Origin of the sequence: Pseudomonas corrugata (assembly GCF_001269905.1) — a bacterium.
GTDB classification, from domain to species: Bacteria; Pseudomonadota; Gammaproteobacteria; order Pseudomonadales; family Pseudomonadaceae; genus Aquipseudomonas; species Aquipseudomonas corrugata.
Map to the genome: position 1 here is coordinate 131,863 of NZ_LHVK01000009.1, position 19,386 is coordinate 151,248.

At 62.0% G+C, this 19,386-nt stretch carries 18 protein-coding genes; 10 read left to right on the forward strand and 8 right to left on the reverse strand.

Annotation, left to right across the window (positions count from 1 at the left end):
* Positions 1–118 precede the first annotated feature (118 nt).
* The 4 genes from ehuA to ehuB all read right to left on the reverse strand — a co-directional run bounded on the left by ehuA (position 119) and on the right by ehuB (position 3,232).
* Positions 119–988, reverse strand: coding sequence for an ectoine/hydroxyectoine ABC transporter ATP-binding protein EhuA (gene ehuA / locus AD665_RS14610; RefSeq protein ID WP_024777562.1), 870 nt, complete (start codon positions 986–988; stop codon positions 119–121).
* Positions 988–1,644 carry an ectoine/hydroxyectoine ABC transporter permease subunit EhuD gene (ehuD, locus tag AD665_RS14615; protein ID WP_024777563.1) on the reverse strand — a complete coding sequence of 219 codons (657 nt, stop codon included), beginning with the start codon at positions 1,642–1,644 and terminating at the stop codon, positions 988–990. Before ehuD ends, ehuA begins: the two co-directional genes overlap by 1 nt.
* Positions 1,641–2,300, reverse strand: a complete 660-nt coding sequence (gene ehuC, locus AD665_RS14620; RefSeq protein WP_024777564.1) for an ectoine/hydroxyectoine ABC transporter permease subunit EhuC — start codon at positions 2,298–2,300, stop codon at positions 1,641–1,643. The genes ehuD and ehuC overlap by 4 nt, the downstream gene beginning before the upstream one ends.
* A gap of 77 nt (positions 2,301–2,377) precedes the next feature.
* On the reverse strand, positions 2,378–3,232 hold the full coding sequence (gene ehuB / locus AD665_RS14625) for an ectoine/hydroxyectoine ABC transporter substrate-binding protein EhuB (RefSeq protein WP_053192556.1): 855 nt from the start codon (positions 3,230–3,232) through the stop codon (positions 2,378–2,380).
* A 273-nt stretch (positions 3,233–3,505) separates the two neighbouring features.
* On the opposite strand from ehuB, the gene ehuR reads away from it, so the two are divergent.
* The 8 genes from ehuR (at position 3,506) to AD665_RS14665 (ending at position 13,024) form a co-directional block, all read left to right on the forward strand.
* On the forward strand, positions 3,506–4,900 hold the full coding sequence (gene ehuR / locus AD665_RS14630; RefSeq protein WP_024777566.1) for a MocR-like ectoine utilization transcription factor EhuR: 1,395 nt from the start codon (positions 3,506–3,508) through the stop codon (positions 4,898–4,900).
* A gap of 206 nt (positions 4,901–5,106) precedes the next feature.
* Positions 5,107–6,078, forward strand: a complete 972-nt coding sequence (gene eutB / locus AD665_RS14635; RefSeq protein ID WP_053192559.1) for a hydroxyectoine utilization dehydratase EutB — start codon at positions 5,107–5,109, stop codon at positions 6,076–6,078.
* Positions 6,079–6,099: 21 nt separating this feature from the next.
* A complete protein-coding gene (locus AD665_RS14640; RefSeq protein ID WP_053192561.1) occupies positions 6,100–7,092 on the forward strand; it encodes a cyclodeaminase in 993 nt (330 codons plus the stop codon).
* Positions 7,093–7,132: 40 nt separating this feature from the next.
* Entirely contained in the window at positions 7,133–8,323 is a 1,191-nt protein-coding gene (gene doeA / locus AD665_RS14645; protein WP_053192563.1) for an ectoine hydrolase DoeA, read from the forward strand.
* A gap of 3 nt (positions 8,324–8,326) precedes the next feature.
* The gene (gene doeB, locus AD665_RS14650; protein ID WP_024777570.1) at positions 8,327–9,328 is read left to right on the forward strand and encodes a N(2)-acetyl-L-2,4-diaminobutanoate deacetylase DoeB; all 1,002 of its coding nucleotides are present in this window, start codon (positions 8,327–8,329) and stop codon (positions 9,326–9,328) included.
* Between the two features lie 216 nt (positions 9,329–9,544).
* The gene (locus tag AD665_RS14655) at positions 9,545–10,015 is read left to right on the forward strand and encodes an Lrp/AsnC family transcriptional regulator (protein WP_024777571.1); all 471 of its coding nucleotides are present in this window, start codon (positions 9,545–9,547) and stop codon (positions 10,013–10,015) included.
* A gap of 139 nt (positions 10,016–10,154) precedes the next feature.
* The gene (locus AD665_RS14660; protein WP_024777572.1) at positions 10,155–11,642 is read left to right on the forward strand and encodes an NAD-dependent succinate-semialdehyde dehydrogenase; all 1,488 of its coding nucleotides are present in this window, start codon (positions 10,155–10,157) and stop codon (positions 11,640–11,642) included.
* Entirely contained in the window at positions 11,639–13,024 is a 1,386-nt protein-coding gene (locus AD665_RS14665) for an aspartate aminotransferase family protein (RefSeq protein ID WP_024777573.1), read from the forward strand. The genes AD665_RS14660 and AD665_RS14665 overlap by 4 nt, the downstream gene beginning before the upstream one ends.
* A gap of 158 nt (positions 13,025–13,182) precedes the next feature.
* Here AD665_RS14665 and AD665_RS14670 read toward each other — a convergent pair whose 3' ends face one another.
* Both AD665_RS14670 and AD665_RS14675 read right to left on the reverse strand, forming a co-directional pair.
* On the reverse strand, positions 13,183–15,075 hold the full coding sequence (locus tag AD665_RS14670) for an alkaline phosphatase D family protein (RefSeq protein ID WP_053192565.1): 1,893 nt from the start codon (positions 15,073–15,075) through the stop codon (positions 13,183–13,185).
* A 138-nt stretch (positions 15,076–15,213) separates the two neighbouring features.
* Complete coding sequence (locus AD665_RS14675; protein WP_024777575.1) at positions 15,214–16,209, reverse strand: TRAP transporter substrate-binding protein; 996 nt, start codon at positions 16,207–16,209, stop codon at positions 15,214–15,216.
* Between the two features lie 176 nt (positions 16,210–16,385).
* Between AD665_RS14675 and AD665_RS14680 the strand changes: the two genes are divergently transcribed.
* Together AD665_RS14680 and AD665_RS14685 are read left to right on the forward strand one after the other, a co-directional pair.
* Positions 16,386–16,898 (forward strand): type VI secretion system amidase effector protein Tae4, encoded by a 513-nt coding sequence (locus tag AD665_RS14680; protein WP_024777576.1) that lies wholly within the window; start codon positions 16,386–16,388, stop codon positions 16,896–16,898.
* Positions 16,895–17,122, forward strand: coding sequence for a hypothetical protein (locus tag AD665_RS14685; protein WP_024777577.1), 228 nt, complete (start codon positions 16,895–16,897; stop codon positions 17,120–17,122). Before AD665_RS14680 ends, AD665_RS14685 begins: the two co-directional genes overlap by 4 nt.
* A gap of 339 nt (positions 17,123–17,461) precedes the next feature.
* Here the strand turns inward: AD665_RS14685 and dctM are convergent, their stop codons facing one another.
* On the reverse strand, positions 17,462–18,745 hold the full coding sequence (dctM, locus tag AD665_RS14690) for a C4-dicarboxylate TRAP transporter large permease protein DctM (protein ID WP_024777578.1): 1,284 nt from the start codon (positions 18,743–18,745) through the stop codon (positions 17,462–17,464).
* Positions 18,742–19,374 carry a TRAP transporter small permease gene (locus tag AD665_RS14695; RefSeq protein ID WP_024777579.1) on the reverse strand — a complete coding sequence of 211 codons (633 nt, stop codon included), beginning with the start codon at positions 19,372–19,374 and terminating at the stop codon, positions 18,742–18,744. Before AD665_RS14695 ends, dctM begins: the two co-directional genes overlap by 4 nt.
* Positions 19,375–19,386 lie beyond the last annotated feature (12 nt).

A 19,386-nucleotide genomic window follows, 5' to 3' on the forward strand; every position in this document is an offset into this window, starting at 1 on the left:
CTTGTGGCGAGGGGATTTATCCCCGCTGGGCTGCGCAGCAGCCCCAAAGAAGCGGGGATAAATCCCCTCGCCACAAATAATTTTCTCACCACAGGGATGGTCACTTGAGTGATAGGGCTCAGTTAGCCTCCTTCACCGCACTCAGAAACGCACACGTACGTTCCTGCTGCGGGTGCTCGAAGATCTGCGCCGGTGTGCCCTGCTCGTGGATCTGCCCCTTGTAGAAGAAGCACACCCGGTCGGCGAATTCCCGGGCGAAGCCCATCTGGTGGGTCACCATCAGCATCGTCAGGTTGTGCTCGGCCCCCAGCCTGCGGATCACGTTGAGCACCTCGCCGCACAGTTCCGGGTCGAGGGCCGAGGTTACTTCGTCAAACAGCATCACTTTCGGCCGCATCGCCAGGGCTCGGGCAATGGCCACGCGTTGTTGCTGGCCCCCGGAAAGCTGCGAAGGATAGTGCTCGAGCTTGCTGCCCAGCCCCACCATGTCCAACAGATCGGCGGCGCGCTCCCGGGCTTCCTTCGGGTTCATGCCCAGTACCTGCACCGGCGCCTCGATCACGTTCTGCAGCGCGGTCATGTGGGGAAACAGGTTGAAGCTCTGGAACACCATGCCGATCTTGCCCCGCACCCGGCGGATATGCCGGTCGTTGGCCGGCACCAGTACACCGCTGCGGTTGGGCATGTGGGTCAGCGAATCGTCCTCGATGAAGATCTGCCCGTGATTGATCCCTTCCAGCGTCATCAATACCCGCAGCAAGGTGGATTTGCCCGAGCCGCTGGGGCCGATGATCGCGACCTTTTCACCGGGCGCGACATCCAGGTTCAGATGATCCAGCACGGTGAAACTGCCGTAGCTTTTGCTTACATCCTGGAAACTCACGATCGGCCGGGATGGTGTCGGATCCTGCATGGCCGGGGCCTCCTGCTGCGATGCCAGCGTACTGCGCCGGGACAACTCGATGGACGAAGACAGAGGTAAAGTCATTAGCGTAGCTCCATGCGCGTTTCAAGGCGCCTTACCAGCCAGGCCAGGGCGAGGCTCAGTGCGAGGAAGAACAGGCCGACCATGGTGATCGGTTCCAGGTAGCGGAAATTTTCGGAGCCGATGTTCTTGGCCTGTTGCATGATTTCCACCACGGTAATTGCCGACAGCACGGGGGTGTCCTTGAGCATCGCCACCAGGTAGTTGCCCAGCGGCGGCACGATCGGACGAAGAGCCTGGGGCAGGATGATGTTGCGGTAGGCGTCGTAAGGCGCAATGTTCAACGCCGTCACCGCTTCCCACTGTGCTCTTGGCACCGCGTCGAGGCCGCTGCGATAGACCTCCGCGATGTAGCAGGCGTAGTGCAGGCCGATGCCAAGGATGCCGACTTGCATGGCCGTCAGGCTCAAGCCGTAGTTGGGCAATACGTAATAGAGGAAATACACCTGGATGAGCAATGGCGTGCTGCGAATGAACTCGATGACCAATGCGGTCGGCCATGACAGCCAGAGTTTCTGGCTGCGACGACCAATCGCCAGGAACAGCCCCAGCACAATTGCGATCACAAAACCGATCAGCGTGATGCCCACGGTGTTGAGGGAGGCGCGCAGCAGGGCCGGCAGGATTTGCCCGGCGTAAGACCAGTCGAACAGCGTCATGACAGACCTCCACGCATCCGTCCCCGGCTCAGCCGGCGCTCGACGTTACGCATGCCGAAGTTGATGGCCTGGGCGAGGATGAAATACAGCACCAGCGCCAGGCTGAAGATTTCCAGGGTCTGGAAGGTTGCCTGATCCAGCTGACGAGCCCGGAAACTCAGGTCCGACAAGGTGATCAGCGACACCAGCGAGGTGTTCTTCAGCAGTTCGATCAGCAGGTTGGTGCCCGGCGGAATGGCGGCCAACAGGGCCTGGGGCAGGATGATCCGCTGGAAGCGCTTGAAGCCGCTGAAGTTCAGCGCCGTACAGGCCTCGTATTGGCCCTTGGCAACCGAGCTGATGGCGCCGCGCATGACTTCGGCGCCGTAGGCACCGATATGCAGGCCCAGGCCGACTATCGCCACGGCGTAGGGGCTCAGCTCGATGTTGAACGGTGGCAGCGGCAGCACGAAGAACAGCCAGAACAACTGCACCAGCAGCGAGGTGCCTCGGAACACTTCGATGTAGCTGATGGAGAACCAGCGCAGCGCCCGCCATGGCGACAGCCGCCCCAAGGCCGCCAGGACCGCCGCGACAATGGCCAGCAGTGAGCCGAAGAACGTCACCTGCAGCGTGACCCAGGTCCCTTGTATCAATAACGGAAGTAGTTCGCCCATGGTTCAACCCGATATCCGATGAAGCAGGGAACAGGCATCACGCTGTATGCGTCATGCCTGCTTCGAAGCGCCGGTTTCTACTGGGCGCAGAGTTCGGCGGCGGTTTTGCTGGTCACGTTGGACTTGTCGAAGCCGAATGGCGCGACAGTCTTGAGGTGTTCCTCGGAACCCAGCCACTTCTTCAGCTCGGCATTGACCGCGTCGCGCAGGTCTTTGTCTTCGGGACGGAAGGCGAGGGCGCCATAGCCGATGTGGGACGGATCGTCCTTGAATTCGGACATGGCCTCGACCTTGTCGCCACCCTTGGCCGCCAGGCCTTTCATGGTCAACTGGGTGCCGACGGCCGCGTCGGCGCGACCGGCGCGAACCGCCTGCAACTGAGCGGTGGTGTCGGGCACCTGGAGGATCTGGTCGTCCTTGACCCCGGAATCACGGGCGTAGGCCAGGTTCACCGTACCGGCCATGATCGCCAGCTTCACATCCGGCTGTTTGGCGATGTCTTCATAACTGTGGAGTTTTTTCGGGTTGCCCTTGGCGACGAGCAAGGCATCGGGCAACTGGTATTGCGGATCGGTGAACAACACCTGCTTGCAGCGCGCCGGAGTGATGTACATGCCGGCGGCGATCACGTCGAAACGACCGGCGCGCAGACCGGGAATCAGCGAGCCCCATTCGGTGAGCACGCCGTTGACCTGCTTGATGCCCATCTTGGCGAAGATGATCTTGGCGATTTCCGGCGATTCACCGGTCACGGTACCGTCGGTTTCGGTGAAGGCGAACGGGGTTTCGTTGGCGTAGCCGATCCGGATACTGCTGTTGCTTTTGACCGTCTCCAGGGTGCTCGCCTGGACGCTGCCGGCGAGGCCGAGTACAGCGCAGGTCAACAAGAGCCGACGCAGGGGCGCGCAGGTGCCGGGAAGAAAATTGCTCATCGATAAAATCTCCTGTTTCTTGTGGATCCGTCAGTCGACGGCTCTGTGGTAGGAGGCAGTGTGGCAAGAGCAAAGCGTACAGCGGCTGATCCGCAAACCGTGCCGGTACAGGTCGATCCGGCTTTTTTGTCAAGGTAACAACCTGCCTGGACGACGACCTTGAACCGGAGCATACAAAAGCCTCGGCAATGATTGCATTGCACTAGGACAATTGCTTTGTCCCGATTCCCGCGGGATGCTGTGCACACCAGAATACACGCGGGTTGCAGCGTCATGGATAAATGGAAATCGGCCCTGGATGTCGCCCGTAGCGGTGAGTCCAAATACAAGATTCTGGTCCAGGCCATTGCCGAGGATATCGAACAGGGGCTCCTGGCCAACGACCAGCGCCTGCCGCCGCAGCGGCAAATGGCCGACGCCATGGGTATCAGCGTGCAGACCGTGACCAATGCCTACAAGGAGCTGGAACGTCAGGGACTGGTGCGTTGCGAGGTGGGGCGCGGCAGTTTCGTTTCTCGGCGCATGAGCGACCGGGTCGCGACCTACATTCTCGACAGCCCCGAGCGGACGCTGGTGGATTTCTCCAATGCGCGAATCCTGCACACCCGCGAGCACGACCAGTGCTGGCGCGATACCTGCGCCGAGTTGAGTACCGAAGAAGACCAGCCGTGGATTCACGCTTTCCGGCCGATTGCCGGCTACGAATCCCACCGTGAAGCGGCTGCCCAATGGATCGGTCGGCAGAAGCTGAAGGTCGAGCGCAACGATATCCTGATCACCAACGGTGCCGCCCACGGAATCTTCCTGGCCCTGGCTTCGCTGGCCGGGCCCGATGATGTGGTGCTCTGCGAAGGGCTGACGGATCACGGGGTGATTGGCAACTCTCAGGTGTTGGGTTTTACCCTCAAGGGCCTCGAGATGGACCGGTATGGCATTGACCCGGAACATTTCGAGGACATGTGCAGCAACGAGCGCATCACCGCCCTGGTATGCACGCCAAACCTCAACAACCCCACCACCAGCCTGATGCCGGATGCCCGTCGCCGGGAAATTGCCGGGATCGCCCGGCGTTTCGGGGTGCACATCATCGAGGACGATGTATATGGCCCGCTGCTGGACGAGCGCCGGGCGCCGCCCATCAGCCATTACCTGCCGGAACTGTCGTTCTATTGCACCAGCATGACCAAATCGGTGCTCACCGGGTTGCGCACCGGCTACCTGGTGGTGCCCAAGCGCCTGGCGTTGCGCACCGAGAGCATCCTGCGGGTCAACAGCTGGATGGGTACGCCGATGGTGTCCGAAATTGCTGCCCGCTGGATTCGCGACGGCCGTGCGGACGCCCTGGTGCACTTGCAACGCCGGTTGTTGACCGGGCGCCAGGCCATGGTGACCGAGTACATGGGCGAGCACGTGCTCGGGCAGCATCCTCATGCATTGAACACCTGGATCGGCATCCCGGCCCATTGGGAAGTGGACAGTCTGGTGCGGGCGCTACGGCACAAGCACATCGCCGTGACCTCCCCCGATCCGTTCACCGTCCGCGGCACCCCAAGGCCCCGGGCCGTGCGGGTGTGCGTCGGTGCCGAATGCAGCGACGAGGAAATGCGCCATGCATTGATCGGCATGCGGGAGATCTTCAACCAGTACCCGCAGATTCATGATTTCTGAAGAACTCAGAGCCGCCCCTGTGGGAGCGAGCCTGCTCGCGATAGCGGCGTTACATACAATACTTGTGCAAGCTGACACACCGCTTCGCGAGCAGGCTCGCTCCCACGGGATCTGTGGTGTGTGGAAAATTAAATTGCCCTAGTACATTCATCACCACAATCCAGCCCTCTTAGACTGCGCCCAACACCTCAACCCGGGACGCGGTCATGGCAGTGTTGCAGCTTCAGGATATCTACCTCGCTCGCCAGCGCATCGGGGCACTGGTGCGGTGTACGCCGATGGAGCATTCCCCCAGCCTGTCGCGGCTGATGGGCGTGGCGGTGTACCTCAAGCTTGAATCCTTGCAGATCACCGGCAGCTTCAAGCTGCGCGGTGCGAGCAATGCCGTGGCGCAGCTCAGCCCCGCGCAAAAGGCCCAAGGTGTGGTGACCGCGTCGACCGGTAATCATGGCCGGGCGCTGGCCCACGCCGCGTCGCAACAGGGGGTCAAGGCGATTGTCTGCCTGTCCAACCTGGTGCCGGCCAACAAGGTCCAGGCGATCCGCGACCTGGGGGCCGAGGTGTGCATCGTCGGCCAGTCCCAGGACGATGCCCAGCGCGAAGCCGAACGCATCTCCAGGGAGCAGGGCGCGACCTTCCTGCCGCCCTTCGATCACCCGGCGATCATTGCCGGCCAGGGCACCCTCGGCCTGGAAATCCTCGAGCAACAGCCGGACGTGGCCCAGGTGCTGGTGCCGTTGTCCGGCGGTGGCCTTTTCGCCGGGGTCGCCCTGGCTCTCAAGAGCGCCAACCCGGCCATCCAGGTCCGCGGCATCAGCATGGCCCGTGGCGCCGCGATGCACGCCAGCCTCGCTGCCGGCCATCCGGTGGACGTCGAAGAACTGCCGACACTGGCCGACTCCCTCGGCGGCGGCATTGGTCTGGACAACCGCTTCAGTTTCGCCATGACCCGCCAGTTGAGCGACAGCGTGCACCTGCTCTCGGAAGCGTCCATCGCCAGCGCCCTGCGCCACGCCTATCACCAGGAACGCCTGGTGCTCGAAGGCGCGGCAGTGGTGGGTATCGCGGCGTTGCTCGACGGTCTGATCGAACCGCGCGGCCCCATCGTGCTGGTGGTAAGCGGTCGCAATGTCGACACCGAACAACATGCCCGCGTGCTCGCCGGCGCTCATCAATAACCACTCGCAACGGAGCCTGTCATGAGTCAAGTCACCTTATTGAGCGAAGCCGACCTGCGCAGTTGCGTGGCTCTCGACCTGCCCAGCATCGACGCCGTCGAGCAGGCCTTCGTGCTGCTGGCGACGGCTGCGGTGGCGATGCCGCCGATCCTGCGCCTGGACATTCCCGAACATAACGGCGAAGTGGATGTGAAGACCGCCTACCTGCCGGGCCTGGAACGATTCGCCATCAAGGTCAGTCCCGGCTTTTTCGACAATCCCAAGCTTGGCCTGCCCAGCCTCAACGGCATGATGATGCTGCTGTCGGCGCGCACCGGTCTTCTGGACGCACTGCTGCTGGACAACGGCTACCTCACCGCCGTGCGCACGGCGGCGGCTGGTGCCGTAGCGGCGCGTTGCCTGTCGCGCCAGCAGAGTCGCAGCGTGGCGTTGATCGGCGCGGGTGAGCAGGCGGCGTTGCAGCTTCAGGCGCTGCGGCTGGTGCGGCCTGTCGATGAGGTGCGGGTCTGGGCCCGCGACGGGCAGAAGGCCAAGGCTTTCAGTGTCGAACTGGCCCGCAGTACGGGCCTTTCGGTGACGATGTGCCCTGACATTGACAGCGCAATGGAAGGCGTGGACATCGCCATTACCTGCACCCCCAGCCGCGAGCCGTTGATCGAAGCCCGGCATTTGCACCCCGGCCTGCACATCACCGCGATGGGCTCTGATGCCGAACACAAGCACGAGATCTCCCCCCAGGCCCTGGCCGCCGTCGACCGCTACGTCGCCGACCGCCTGAGCCAGACCCGGGTGCTTGGCGAGCTGCATCACGCCCTGGCGGCCGGCGCCGTCCGCGACGAGTCCGCACTGGCTGAATTGGGCCAGGTGTTGGCCGGGCAGCGGCCCGGGCGCACCGATGAAGCGCAAGTGACCCTGTGCGACCTCACGGGCACCGGCGCCCAAGACACCGCCATCGCCAACCTGGCGTTCGAGCGAGCCAGGGCGGCGGGCAAGGGTTACCCGTTCGGTCGTTAACCATTTTCCATTCGTGCGTCATTGAACAGAGGACAAGTGGATGTCAGAGATAGTCGTCAAGCTTCCGTTCCAACGGGAGGAATACGCCCAGCGCCTGGCGAAGGTTCGCGCGGCGATGCAGGCCCAGGGCCTGGAACTGTTGCTGGTCACCGATCCGTCGAACATGGCCTGGCTCACCGGCTACGACGGTTGGTCGTTCTACGTACACCAGTGCGTTCTGCTGGCGCTGGAAGGCGAGCCGGTGTGGTTCGGTCGCGGCCAGGACGCCAACGGTGCCCGGCGCACGGTGTTCATGCAGGCCGACAACATCGTCGGCTATCCGGACATCTATGTGCAGTCCCGCGAGCGCCATCCCATGGACTATCTGTCCCGGGAAGTGATTATCGCCCGGGGCTGGGGTGCCTTGACCATCGGCGTGGAGATGGACAACTACTACTTCAGCGCCGCCGCCTACCTGTCGCTGCAACGCCATTTGCCCCAGGCGAAACTGGTGGACGCCGTGGGCCTGGTGAACTGGCAACGGGCGGTCAAGTCGCCCCAGGAAATCGCCTACATGCGCATTGCCGCGCGCATCGTCGAGAACATGCACGGGCGCATCCTCGAACGGATCGAGCCGGGCATGCGCAAGAACGAACTGGTGGCCGAGATCTATCAGAGCGGCATCCTTGGCGTCGACGGCCATGGCGGCGATTACCCGGCCATCGTGCCGCTGTTGCCCACCGGCGCCGATGCCAGCGCGCCGCACCTGACCTGGGATGACTCGCCGTTCGAAAAGGGCGCCGGCACCTTCTTCGAGATCGCCGGTTGCTACAAGCGCTATCACTGCCCGTTGTCGCGCACCATTTACCTGGGCAAGCCGCCCCGGCACTTCCTCGACGGTGAAAAGGCGGTGGTCGAAGGGATCGCAGCCGGCCTGGACGCGGCCAAGCCGGGCAACACCACGGGGGACATCGCCGTGGCGTTCTTCAAGGTGCTCGAGAAATTCGGTATCTACAAGGACAGCCGTTGCGGCTACCCCATCGGCATCAGCTATCCGCCGGATTGGGGCGAACGCACCATGAGCCTGCGTCCCGGCGACACCAGCGTGTTGCAACCGGGCATGACCTTCCACTTCATGCCGGGGCTGTGGATGGATGACTGGGGCCTGGAGATCACCGAAAGCATCCTCATCACCGAGACGGGCGTCGAGACGCTGTGCAACGTGCCCCGCCAACTGTTCGTGAAGGATTGAACCATGAGTGATTTGCCCGCCAATCCCATCAACGCCACGGTCGACTTCAGCCGCGAGGGCGTGCAGCACGGTTTTCTCAAGCTGCCGTATTCGCGGGACGACTCGGCCTGGGGCGCGGTGATGATCCCCATCACTGTAATCCAGCGCGGCAGCGGCCCGACGGCCTTGCTCAGCGGCGGCAACCACGGCGACGAGTATGAAGGCCCGGTGGCGCTGAGCAAACTGGCGCAGCGCCTCACGGCCGAGGAGGTGACTGGACGCGTGATCATCGTGCCGTTCATGAACACTCCGGCGTTTCACGCCGGGCGCCGGACGTCGCCCATCGACAAAGGCAACCTCAACCGCAGTTTCCCCGGCCGGCCGGACGGTACCGTCACCGAGAAAATCGCCGACTACTTCACTCGCACATTGCTGCCGTTGGCGGACATTGTCCTGGATATCCACTCCGGCGGTCGGACCCTGGATTTCCTGCCGTTCGCTGCCTGCCATGTGCTGCCGGACAAACAGCAACAAGCCCGCTGCGAAGCCGGGATGCTCGCCTTCAACGCGCCGTACTGCATGCGCATGCTGGAACTGGACGCCGGAGCGATGTACGACACGGCCGCCGAATCCCAGGGCAAGGTGTTCGTCACCACCGAGCTGGGCGGCGGCGGCTCATCGACGGCCCACAGCGTGGCGATTGCCGAGCGTGGGGTACGTAACCTGCTGGTTCACGCCGGCATCCTGCGGGGGGAGATCCAACTGCAGCCATCGCTGATGCTCGACATGCCGGACGCCAGTTGCTTCATCGCCAGCGAGCATGACGGTTTGTTGGAGATGTGCCGTGACCTGGGTGAGCACGTGACCCGGGGCGAGGTGGTGGCGCGCATCCACGACGCCACCCGCAGCGGCGTCGCCCCGGTGGAATACCGCGCCGCCCGCAGCGGATTGCTGGCGGCGCGGCACTTTCCCGGGCTGGTGCAGTGCGGCGATACATTGGCGGTGATTGCGGATGTGTTGGCGTGATTGCCTGGTCAAGCGGGACACCCTGTGGCGGGAGGGCTAGTGGGAGTAAGGCTTGCCCTGGTACGAGTCATTGAAGGATCAAACGGCGCAAAACCTGTGGGAGCAAAGCTTGCTCGCGATAGCGGCAGGCCAGTCAATGTTATTGCTGACCAACTTGGCGCAATCGCGAGCAAGCTTTGCTCCCACACATTCCCTCAGTTTCTGGAGATTCTCCTCGTGCACAAACTCGATCGCTACGACCTCAAGATTCTGCAGATCCTCGCCGAGGACGGGCGGATTACCAAGTCGAGCCTGGCCGAGGCCATCAACCTGTCGGTGACGCCGACCTGGGAGCGGGTGCGCAAGCTGGAGATGGTCGGTCTGATCACCGGCTACCGGGCACAGATCGACTGGGGGGCGGTGTTCAAGCGCCAACAGGTACTGGTTGAGATCACCCTCGCCCGGCACACCGCCCAGGACATGCGCCGTTTCGAGCTGCGCATGGCTACGGCACCGGAAGTCGCGTTTTGCTACGCCACCGGCGGCGGAGTGGATTACCTGGCGATGATCCAGGCGCCGGACGTTGATCACTACCAGCGCTTTGTCGATCAACTGCTGCTCGAAGACCTCGGCATCGAGCGCTATTTCACCTACATCGTCACCAAAACCATCAAGACCACCGGAGCCGTCCCGGCGGAGTTGGTGTAGTCGTCCTGAGCACGGCAGAAACCACTTTTACGGGCTGCTCCTTCAGAAAAAAACCACGGTTTCACCCCCGGCAATCACCCGATTACTCAAGTGCAGCTGCCCTAGCATGGGGTCATGCACACGCTCTGGAGTGAACGTCATGACTTACCAACATCCGCTGCTGTTCAAAGCGCTTTGCTACATCGATGGTCATTGGGTCCACAGCGACAGCGGTGACAGTGTTGCCGTGCACAACCCCGCCACCCGCACGGTGATCGGCCATGTGCCCATGCTCGACCCGCCGCAGATCGTCGCGGCGGTGGACGCAGCCCATCGTGCGTTTCCGGCATGGCGCGAGCTGAGCCTGGACGCCCGCGGTGCTGTCCTGCGCCGCTGGGCAGCGTTGATCCTCGAGCACCGTGAAGACCTGGCGCGCATCCTCAGCCTGGAGCAGGGCAAGCCACTGGCCGAATCCCGCGGTGAAATCGCCTACGCTGCGAGTTTCATCCCCTGGTTTGCCGAAGAGGCCCGACGCTTGTACGGGCAGAACATTCCCAGCCACATTCCCAATGCCCACCTGGGCACGATCAAGGAACCTGTTGGCGTTTGCGCGCTGCTGACTCCGTGGAACTTTCCCTCGGCGATGATCACCCGCAAGGCCGCCGCCGCGCTGGCCTCCGGTTGCACCGTAGTCATCAAGCCGGCCCACGAGACGCCGTATTCGGCCCTGGCCCTGGCGCAACTGGCCGAGGAAGCGGGCTTCCCTGCCGGAGTGTTCAATGTAGTGCTGGGCGAGCCGCAGATGACCATGGAAACCCTGGTCAAGGACCGGCGTGTGCGCTCCGTGAGCTTCACTGGCTCCACCCGGGTCGGCAAACTGGTGCTGCAAGCGGCGGCCCACGATGTGAAGAAAGTCGCGTTGGAACTGGGCGGCAACGCGCCGTTCATCGTCTGCGCCGATGCCGACCTGGCGCTGGCGGTCGAAGTCGCGGTGCAAGCGAAGTTCCAGACCTCGGGCCAGGATTGCTGCGCGGCCAACCGGATCATGGTCCAGCGTCCGCTGTACCAGGCGTTTGTCAGCCGTTTCGCTGCAGCGGTCCGCGCCTTGCGGGTCGGGCCGGCCATGGTCGATCGACAGGAGCAGGACGTTGACGTCGGTCCGTTGATGCACCAGGCCGCGTTCGATGCCACCACCGACCGGGTTGCTGATGCGCTGGCCCTTGGCGCGCAACGCCTGGTGGGTGGCGAGGCTCACGCCCTGGGCGGATTGTTTTATCAGCCAACAGTCCTGGCCGATGTCACGCCGCAGATGCGCATCTACCGTGAAGAAAACTTTGCACCCATCGCCGGGGTGATGCCGTTCGACACCCTGGATGAAGCCATCGAAATGGCCAACGACACCGAGTACGGCCTGGCGGCCTATATTTGCTCCAACCGCCTGGACCTCATCTACCCGCTGATCCGCCGTCTCGATCACGCCATGGTGGCGGTCAACGGCGTCAAGTTCACCGGCCACCCGATCCCTTTCGGTGGCATGAAAGCCTCGGGCCTTGGCCGCGAGGGGGGCAGCGAGGGCTTCGAGCCCTTCGTCGAAACCAAATACTTTTGCCTGCACCATCAAGGCCAGTTCCCAGGAGAATCCGCATGAGCCAAGAACTCAACACGCTGTTCGAGCAAGACCGCGCGCATTTCATGCATCCGTCGACCCACGCCCATGACCACGCCAGCGGTGCGCTCAAGGGCCGGATCATCAAGAGCGCCTCGGGTGTGCGCATCCGTGACCATGAGGGCCGCGATTTCATTGATGCCTTTGCCGGCCTCTACTGCGTGAACATCGGCTACGGCCGCACCGAAGTTGCCGACGCCATCTACAAGCAAGCCAAGGAGCTGGCCTACTACCACACCTATGTTGGCCATTCGAGCGAGGCGATCATCGAACTGTCGAGCCGCATCATGGACTGGGCGCCACAGGGGATGAAAAAGGTCTATTACGGCTTGTCCGGCTCCGATGCCAACGAAACCCAGGTCAAGTTGGTGCGCTATTACAACAACGTGCTGGGGCGGCCGCAGAAGAAAAAAATCATCTCCCGTGACCGTGGTTACCATGGCTCGGGCATCATGACCGGCAGCCTGACCGGGCTGGCGACCTTTCACCAGCACTTCGACCTGCCGGTAGAAGGGGTCAAGCACACCGTCTGCCCGCACTGGTATCGCAAAGCGCCGGTGGGCATGGACGAGGCGACCTTCGTGCGTTACTGCGCCGATGAGCTGGAGAAGATGATCCTGGCCGAAGGACCTGACACCGTGGCGGCGTTCATCGGTGAACCGTTGATGGGCACCGGTGGCATTATCGTTCCGCCGGCCGGTTACTGGGCGGCGATCCAGGCGGTGCTGAATAAATACGATGTGTTGCTGATTGCCGATGAAGTGGTCTGCGCATTCGGTCGCCTCGGCTCGAAGATGGGCAGCCAGCGCTACGGCCTCAAGCCGGACCTGATCACCACGGCCAAGGGCCTGACCAGTGCCTATGCACCGTTGTCGGCAGTGATCATCGGCGAGAAGGTGTGGGGCGTAATCGAAAAAGCCTCACAGGCCGAAGGCGCCATGGGGCATGGCTGGACCTATTCCGGGCACCCGATCTGCGCGGCGGCGGCACTGGCCAACCTCGACATCCTCGAGCGGGAAAACCTCACCGCCAATGCCGAGGAGGTCGGTGGCTACCTGAATCGTCGCTTGCGTGAAACCCTCGAAGGCCATCCGCTGGTGGGCGAAGTGCGCGGGGACGGCATGCTGGCGGCGGTGGAATTCATGGCCGACCGCGAACAGCGCACAGCTTTCGACCCCGCTCTGAAAGTCGGCCCCAAGGTTTCGGCTGCCTGCCTGGAACGCGGCATGATCGCCCGCGCCATGCCCCACGGCGACATCCTGGGCTTTGCCCCACCGCTGATCCTCAGCCGCGAAGACGCGGACCTGATCGTTGACATCGCCAAAGACGCCATCGATCAGGTGGCGGGTGAAGTGTTGGGGTGAGGCTGTTGGGAGTGTGATGGCGGTCTATCCGAGCCGGTGGGATCTGCTGCCGTCATCGCGAGCAGGCTCGCTCCCACAGGGTCGGATACACCGCAGATCCACTGTGGGAGCGAGCCTGCTCGCGATAGCGGTCTACCGGAATCGGCGAAGTCGCGCCGTCAACGCGGTCCCAGCATCCGCGTCGGCGGTTTGCCGTTGGCGTTGTGCTGGTAGATCTGCGTGGGCTGGCCTTGCTCATTGAAAAACACCTGCCCGATCCCGGCCGAGTTCCACAAGCGCTCTCCCGCCTCGGCATGTTCCGGGGTGTGGGGGATGATGCGCATGCGTCGGCGCTGGGTGAACCAGTTCAAGGGCGAACGTGGGGCGTAGAGCCAACGGTTCAGGCGGTCGAACCATTCCAGCAGCACCGGTGGGAACTCATTCTTGATGCCACTGCTGGTGATCTGCCAGATGCGCGGGCCGCCCTTGCGGTGCGGGATCAAGACCTCGTAGACGAAGGAATAATGCACATCCCCTGAAAGCACCACATAGTTCCCCGGGGTCCGCGAGTGTCGGAAAATGTTCAGGATCACCTGGGCTGCGCCGCGGTGGGCCATCCAGTTTTCCGCGTCCACCAGCAATGGATAACCACACCAACTGAACACCCGCTGCACGGTTTCGATCAGCTTCACCCCGAAGATCGGCGCCGGCGAAACGATGATCGCCGAAGGGTGGTCCAGCAGTTCCTGTTGCAGTTCGCTCAGGGCTTCCCAGTCCAGCAAACCGGAGGGATGCCTGAGGTTGCGTTCGCTGCGCCAGCGGCGGGTGCGGGTGTCGAGCACCACCAGGGCCGGGGTGCTGGGCAGTACGTAGTGCCACTGCTGGAAGCCCAGCAAGGTATCGATCAGGGAGTCCTGGGGGCCGCTGTCGAGGTAGCGGTCCCGTGCCGTGTCGCTCAGGGCCACGGTCTGGCGAACCACATCTTCGAACGCATCGGGGTTGTTGCCCCATCCCTGACAGAGCATGTAGGCGATCAACGCGTTGCCGATGATGCGCTTGGAGAACGGGTGACCATAGGCTGTTTCTTCCCATTGCGCGGACAGATTCCAGTCATCGGTGATGTCGTGATCGTCGAAGATCATCAGGCTCGACAGGTGCGCGAACACCCGCGCCACGCTACCCAGGCCGGCCTTGAAGCCATCGATGCGTTGCTGCTCCAACGCGTAGCGCTGGCGTCGTTCGGGTGTCAGTTCGGGTGGCTGCGGGTCGATCAGCGTCCATGGCACCGGCGACCAGACCAGCAGGTACATCGCCAAGACCTCGGCGAAGGTCACCAGGTGATTGTCGGCGCTGCTGCTGGTGAAAATCGGCTTGCGCGCGCCGCCGAAAAATCGCTCGCGCAGGGTTTCGTTGCTTTCCAGGGCCGGCAACAGATCGGCGCGGTGGTAGTAGCTGGCCGGGTGCCGATAAAGCCGGGCGCTGTCTTCCACCACTGCACCGTCCAGGCATTCCTCGAACAACCCCAACCGCTCGATCAGCGCGTGAATCGCCCGTAGCATCGGCCCGGCCACGTCATCGGCGTAGACTTGGTCGCCACTCATCATCAACAGCGCCGGCCGTTGCCCGGTAGCCTGGGCGAGCAGCCGATCGACACAGAGCAAGCCGTCGTTGGCCGGATGATGAGGCTTGCGACACGAGCCGTGGACCAGTTGCCCGATACGCGAATGCAGCACGAAGGTCGGCCGTGTAGCCTCGCCATACAGCAGGTGCGGCGCCCACTCGGCGATGGGTGCGCCGTCCACCAACAGGTCGTATTCCAGCGCGATGTCCTGAGGCAATGGCTGGTCGAGCCGTACATCGATCAGGTGCACAAACGCGTGCTGCCCCACCGGTACCACCGTGCAGCGTTCGGCCTCCAGCGCCAGATCGCCCACACCTTCCACCTGCAATGTCAACGCCAGCGACCGCGTCCCTACCAGCCACATCACCAACCGCGTGGGCTCCAGCCGCCGCAACAGCGGGCCGACCAGGACAGGGGGCAGGACAGTGGGGATATCAGGGGGGAACGGCATGCGCGGGTAAGGCTCTGGCTCAGGTGGAGCAGGGATCATAACGCAGTGCGCTTTGGCATTGAGGAGGAGGGATGATCAAGAGCAGCAGACACCACGCCTGTGGCGAGGGGATAAATCCCCTCGCCACAGGCAGCTCGATCACTGAACCTGATTGGCCGCCTGCGCCGCCTTGAGCAGGTCCGTCCCGATCTCCTTCTCGAACATCCCCCACACCGGCTTCATCTTGTCACGCCAGGCGTTGCGCTGTTCCGGCGTGAGGGTAATGATCTCGGTGGTCTTGGCGTCCAGGACGTGTTGCTTGTCCTGCTGGTTCAACCGCTCTGCCTCACCGTTGGTATAGGCGGTCACCTCAACTACGATCTTGTCCAGTTCTGCGCGGATGTCCGGCGGCAGGCCATTCCAGAAATCGGACGTGGTTATCCACATGTAGTCGAGTGCACCGTGGTTGGTTTCGGTGACGTACTTCTGCACCTCATGCAGCTTCTGGTTGTAGAAGTTTGAATAAGGGTTTTCCGCGCCATTGACGACACCCGCGCGCAAGGCCTGGTATGCCACGGAAAAAATCATCGGCTGCGCCTTGGCGCCCACGGCCTTGAACTGTTCTTCCAATACCGCGGAAGTCTGTATCCGGAACACCAGGCCACGGGCATCATCGGGTACGCGCAGGGGTTTGTTGGCCGACAACTGCTTCATGCCGTTGTGCCAATAGGCCAGGCCGACGATGTTCTTGTTTTCCATGGACTTGAGCAGCTTCTGGCCCTCGGGGCTCTGTTGAAAGCGTTCCACCGCGGCCATGTCGTCAAACAGGAACGGCAAGTCGAACAACTGCACGGTCTTGGTGTACTGCTCGAACTTGGCCAACGACCGCGCAATCATTTGCACATCCCCCAGCAGCAGGGCCTCCATCTCCTTGTCATCGTTATACAGGGTGGAGTTGGGATACACCTCGACCTTCACCTTGCCCGCCAGCCGTTCCTCGACCAGCTTCTTGAACATCAACGCGCCCTGGCCCTTGGGTGTCTGCTCGCCCACGACGTGGGAGAACTTGATCACGATCGGTTCAGCGGCCATCGCGGTGGCCCACGCACTGAGGGCGAAAATGCAGAGGAGTGTCTTCCATATCGGCTTGAGCATTGCAGGCTTCCCTTTTTATTTGTCTTTATCGTATAGGCTCATTCAAAACCGGGCGTACAGCGGACAACGACAAGTCTAGGAGAAAAATCGCCGACCGCAGGATGCCCGTCCAAGAGAGGGCCCTCAGTATCTGCTAGGCTATGCCGTCAGAATCGAGAACCTAAGGAAGGGGCAGGATGTTCACATTCGATAAATTATGGAGCAGCCATCCGCAGATATTCGGCGATGCCGCGCCCTGCAGAACCAAAGGCGCCAAAAACTTCAGCGACCAATGTGCGATCAACCTCGGCGTAGCCCTGCGTCGCGCCGGTGCCGACATAAGCCAGCTCAAAAGCGTGCGCCATTGTTGGCAGCACCCCAAAAGCGAAGGGCACATACTGGCCGCCGAAGAACTCGCCAACGCCTTGAACCACGCCAGGATTCCCGGCTTGCAGCCTATGAAGGCCGTCAAAAGTGAAGACTTCGAAGATGCCCTGAAAGGGCAGCAGGGTGTCATTTTTTTCAAGGACTTCTGGCGTCGGGCAAATGAAACCACTGCCGGTCGCAGTGGTGACCACATCGACTTATGGAATGGTCGGCGCCTGACGGATTGGATGAGCTACGTGCGTATACAGATGGGTTTTTCGATCGAAGGTACGTTTTCGGATTTCCATGACTCCAAGGACATCTGGTTCTGGAGAGTCATATGAACGTCATCAAGGGAACGTTGTTTGTCCTCCTGATCATTGTCCTGGCCGTCGGGGCGTTCAATCTGGTTTTCATCGCGGTCGGCAACTACTTTGGGCCGTTCTACGAAAGCGAGGCGGATCAGAGCCGTAACTTTGCGATCTGGTTGTTCGGTAATGCCGGGGTGGTGATCATCGCGGCGGTGGTCGGGGGCTTGTGGAATCGCCGGCGCAACCGCCGAATCTGACCACGCCACAGCATCGCAGGAATGCCGCGGCACCCACAGGTCACAGCGACGCCCTGAAGGGCGCCGCTGCAAGGCTGAGACTCAAACCTTTGCAGGGTTCTGTTTTTGCGGATCAATGCCGCGAGGGCGATGAAGTGCCGATCCCCTGCGCTGAAGTCAACGCGATGGTTCTGGAACCGAGGCGTCTTTATCGCGGGCAAGCCTTGCTCCCACAGTCGATCGGCAGTTCGGTCATTGAGCCTGGTTGGCGATCTGCACCACCTTGAGCAGATCCGCTCCGATCTCCTTTTCGAACTCCGGGAGAAAACCGCCGCCGCCACGATTCCGGCAGGCCGGGGATTAATTCATCCCCAACCAGTTCGGCAACGCCAACGAGATCCACGGCACATAGGTGATCAGCATCAGGAACGTCAGCAGGATCATCAACCACGGCAAGGCCGCTCGGATGGTGGCGGGCAGGGACATGCCGGTCACCGCTGAGGTCACGAACAGGTTCAGGCCCACCGGCGGTGTAATCAAACCGATCTCCAGGTTCACCACCATGATGATGCCCAGGTGGATCGGGTCGATACCCAGTTGCGTGGCGATAGGGAACAGGATCGGTGCCAGGATCAGGATGATTGCCGATGGCTCCATGAATGCGCCGGCAACCAGCAGCACGATGTTCACCACCAGCAGGAACGTCACGGGGGTGAGCCCTGCATCGATCACCCAGGCGGTGATTTGCTGGGGAAGTTGCTCGGTGGTCAGCACATGGGCGAAGAGCATGGCGTTGGCGATGATGAACATCAGCATGATGCTCAGCTTGGCCGACTCCAGCAGTACCTTCGGCGTTTCACGGAACGTGAGGTCCTTGTAGACGAACAAGGCGATGAACGCCGAGTACACCGCAGCCACCGCAGCTGCTTCGGTTGGGGTGAACATCCCCGAATAGATCCCGCCGAGGATGATGATCATCAACAGCAGACCCCACAACGCCTTGCGCGCCGTAGACAGCCATTCACGGAACGTTGCCCGGGGCAGGGCCGGCAGGTTCTTTTTCACTGCGACGATGTAGATCGCTACCATCAACGAAATACCCAGCAGCACCCCGGGAATCACACCGGCCATGAACAACTTGCCCACGGAGGATTCGGTCGCGGCGGCATACACCACCATCACGATCGAGGGCGGAATCAGGATTCCCAGTGTCCCGGCGTTGCACACGATACCGGCGCCGAACGATTGTGGATAACCCGAGCGCACCATGCCGGCAATGGCGATGGAGCCAACCGCCGCCACCGTCGCCGGACTTGAGCCGGACAGCGCCGCAAACAGCATGCACGCCAGCACTGCCGCAATCGCCAGGCCGCCGCGGATGTGACCGACGCAGGCGTTGGCGAAGTCGATCAGCCGTCGCGCCACGCCGCCTGTGGTCATGAACGCGCCGGCCAGCAGGAAGAATGGAATGGCCAACAGCGTGTAGTGTTCAGAGGTTTCGAACAGCTTGATCGCCAGGGAGCGTACCGAGTCCGGGCTGAAGAAAATAATGGTCAGCGAACCGGCCAGCCCCAAAGAAATGGCAATGGGCACGCCGATCAGCATCAGGGCAAACAGTGCCGCAAACAGGAAGGCAATGGTCATGGTTTGTCTTCCTCGTGTTCGGTCAGCTTCATCGCTTCCGCCGCTTCATCGGCCAGGCCCAGGCCTGTCTGACGATTCCTCAGGATGCGCACGAGGATTTCCGCGAAGCGGATAAACACCAGGGCAAAGCCCACCGGTACGATCAACCCGATGTGCCATTGCATGATGCCGAATTGACCCAGGTCCTCGGCGCCGATCTGCGCGATCATCAACGTATTGATCCATTCGTAGCTCGCCACCGCCAGCAGCCCGGCGTAGCTCAGGCAGAACAGGCAGGCGATCACTCCGATAAAGCGCTGTACTGGCTTGCTGGCCAGTTTTACCAGCGCGTCGACGCCGATATGTCCGGCGGTGCGCACGCCATACGACAAGCCGAAAAAGATCAGCCAGCCGAACAGCGCCTTGGTCAGCGAGCTGCTCCAGGTCATGGCCTGGGCCATATTCATGATGCCGTCGCCAATGGCAAATGCCGACTCGCTGGCGGCAGGCCAGTTGTCGCCAATGCTGTAAAAAACGGTGTAGAGGTTATTGAGCACGACATAAACGAAAGTGACCAACGTCATGGCGGCCAGAAGGAAGGCAATGAAACCTTCCTCGAAGTGTTCCCAGGTGCGCCGAAAAGCGTTCATGGAGGACATCTC

Coding starts and splice junctions, on each gene's coding strand:
- ehuA (WP_024777562.1), bottom strand. CDS start 988: ATGACTTTACCTCTGTCTTCGTCCATCGAGTTGTCCCGGCGCAGTACG.
- ehuD (WP_024777563.1), bottom strand. CDS start 1,644: ATGACGCTGTTCGACTGGTCTTACGCCGGGCAAATCCTGCCGGCCCTG.
- ehuC (WP_024777564.1), bottom strand. CDS start 2,300: ATGGGCGAACTACTTCCGTTATTGATACAAGGGACCTGGGTCACGCTG.
- ehuB (WP_053192556.1), bottom strand. CDS start 3,232: ATGAGCAATTTTCTTCCCGGCACCTGCGCGCCCCTGCGTCGGCTCTTG.
- ehuR (WP_024777566.1), top strand. CDS start 3,506: ATGGATAAATGGAAATCGGCCCTGGATGTCGCCCGTAGCGGTGAGTCC.
- eutB (WP_053192559.1), top strand. CDS start 5,107: ATGGCAGTGTTGCAGCTTCAGGATATCTACCTCGCTCGCCAGCGCATC.
- AD665_RS14640 (WP_053192561.1), top strand. CDS start 6,100: ATGAGTCAAGTCACCTTATTGAGCGAAGCCGACCTGCGCAGTTGCGTG.
- doeA (WP_053192563.1), top strand. CDS start 7,133: ATGTCAGAGATAGTCGTCAAGCTTCCGTTCCAACGGGAGGAATACGCC.
- doeB (WP_024777570.1), top strand. CDS start 8,327: ATGAGTGATTTGCCCGCCAATCCCATCAACGCCACGGTCGACTTCAGC.
- AD665_RS14660 (WP_024777572.1), top strand. CDS start 10,155: ATGACTTACCAACATCCGCTGCTGTTCAAAGCGCTTTGCTACATCGAT.
- AD665_RS14665 (WP_024777573.1), top strand. CDS start 11,639: ATGAGCCAAGAACTCAACACGCTGTTCGAGCAAGACCGCGCGCATTTC.
- AD665_RS14670 (WP_053192565.1), bottom strand. CDS start 15,075: ATGCCGTTCCCCCCTGATATCCCCACTGTCCTGCCCCCTGTCCTGGTC.
- AD665_RS14675 (WP_024777575.1), bottom strand. CDS start 16,209: ATGCTCAAGCCGATATGGAAGACACTCCTCTGCATTTTCGCCCTCAGT.
- AD665_RS14680 (WP_024777576.1), top strand. CDS start 16,386: ATGTTCACATTCGATAAATTATGGAGCAGCCATCCGCAGATATTCGGC.
- AD665_RS14685 (WP_024777577.1), top strand. CDS start 16,895: ATGAACGTCATCAAGGGAACGTTGTTTGTCCTCCTGATCATTGTCCTG.
- dctM (WP_024777578.1), bottom strand. CDS start 18,745: ATGACCATTGCCTTCCTGTTTGCGGCACTGTTTGCCCTGATGCTGATC.
- AD665_RS14695 (WP_024777579.1), bottom strand. CDS start 19,374: ATGAACGCTTTTCGGCGCACCTGGGAACACTTCGAGGAAGGTTTCATT.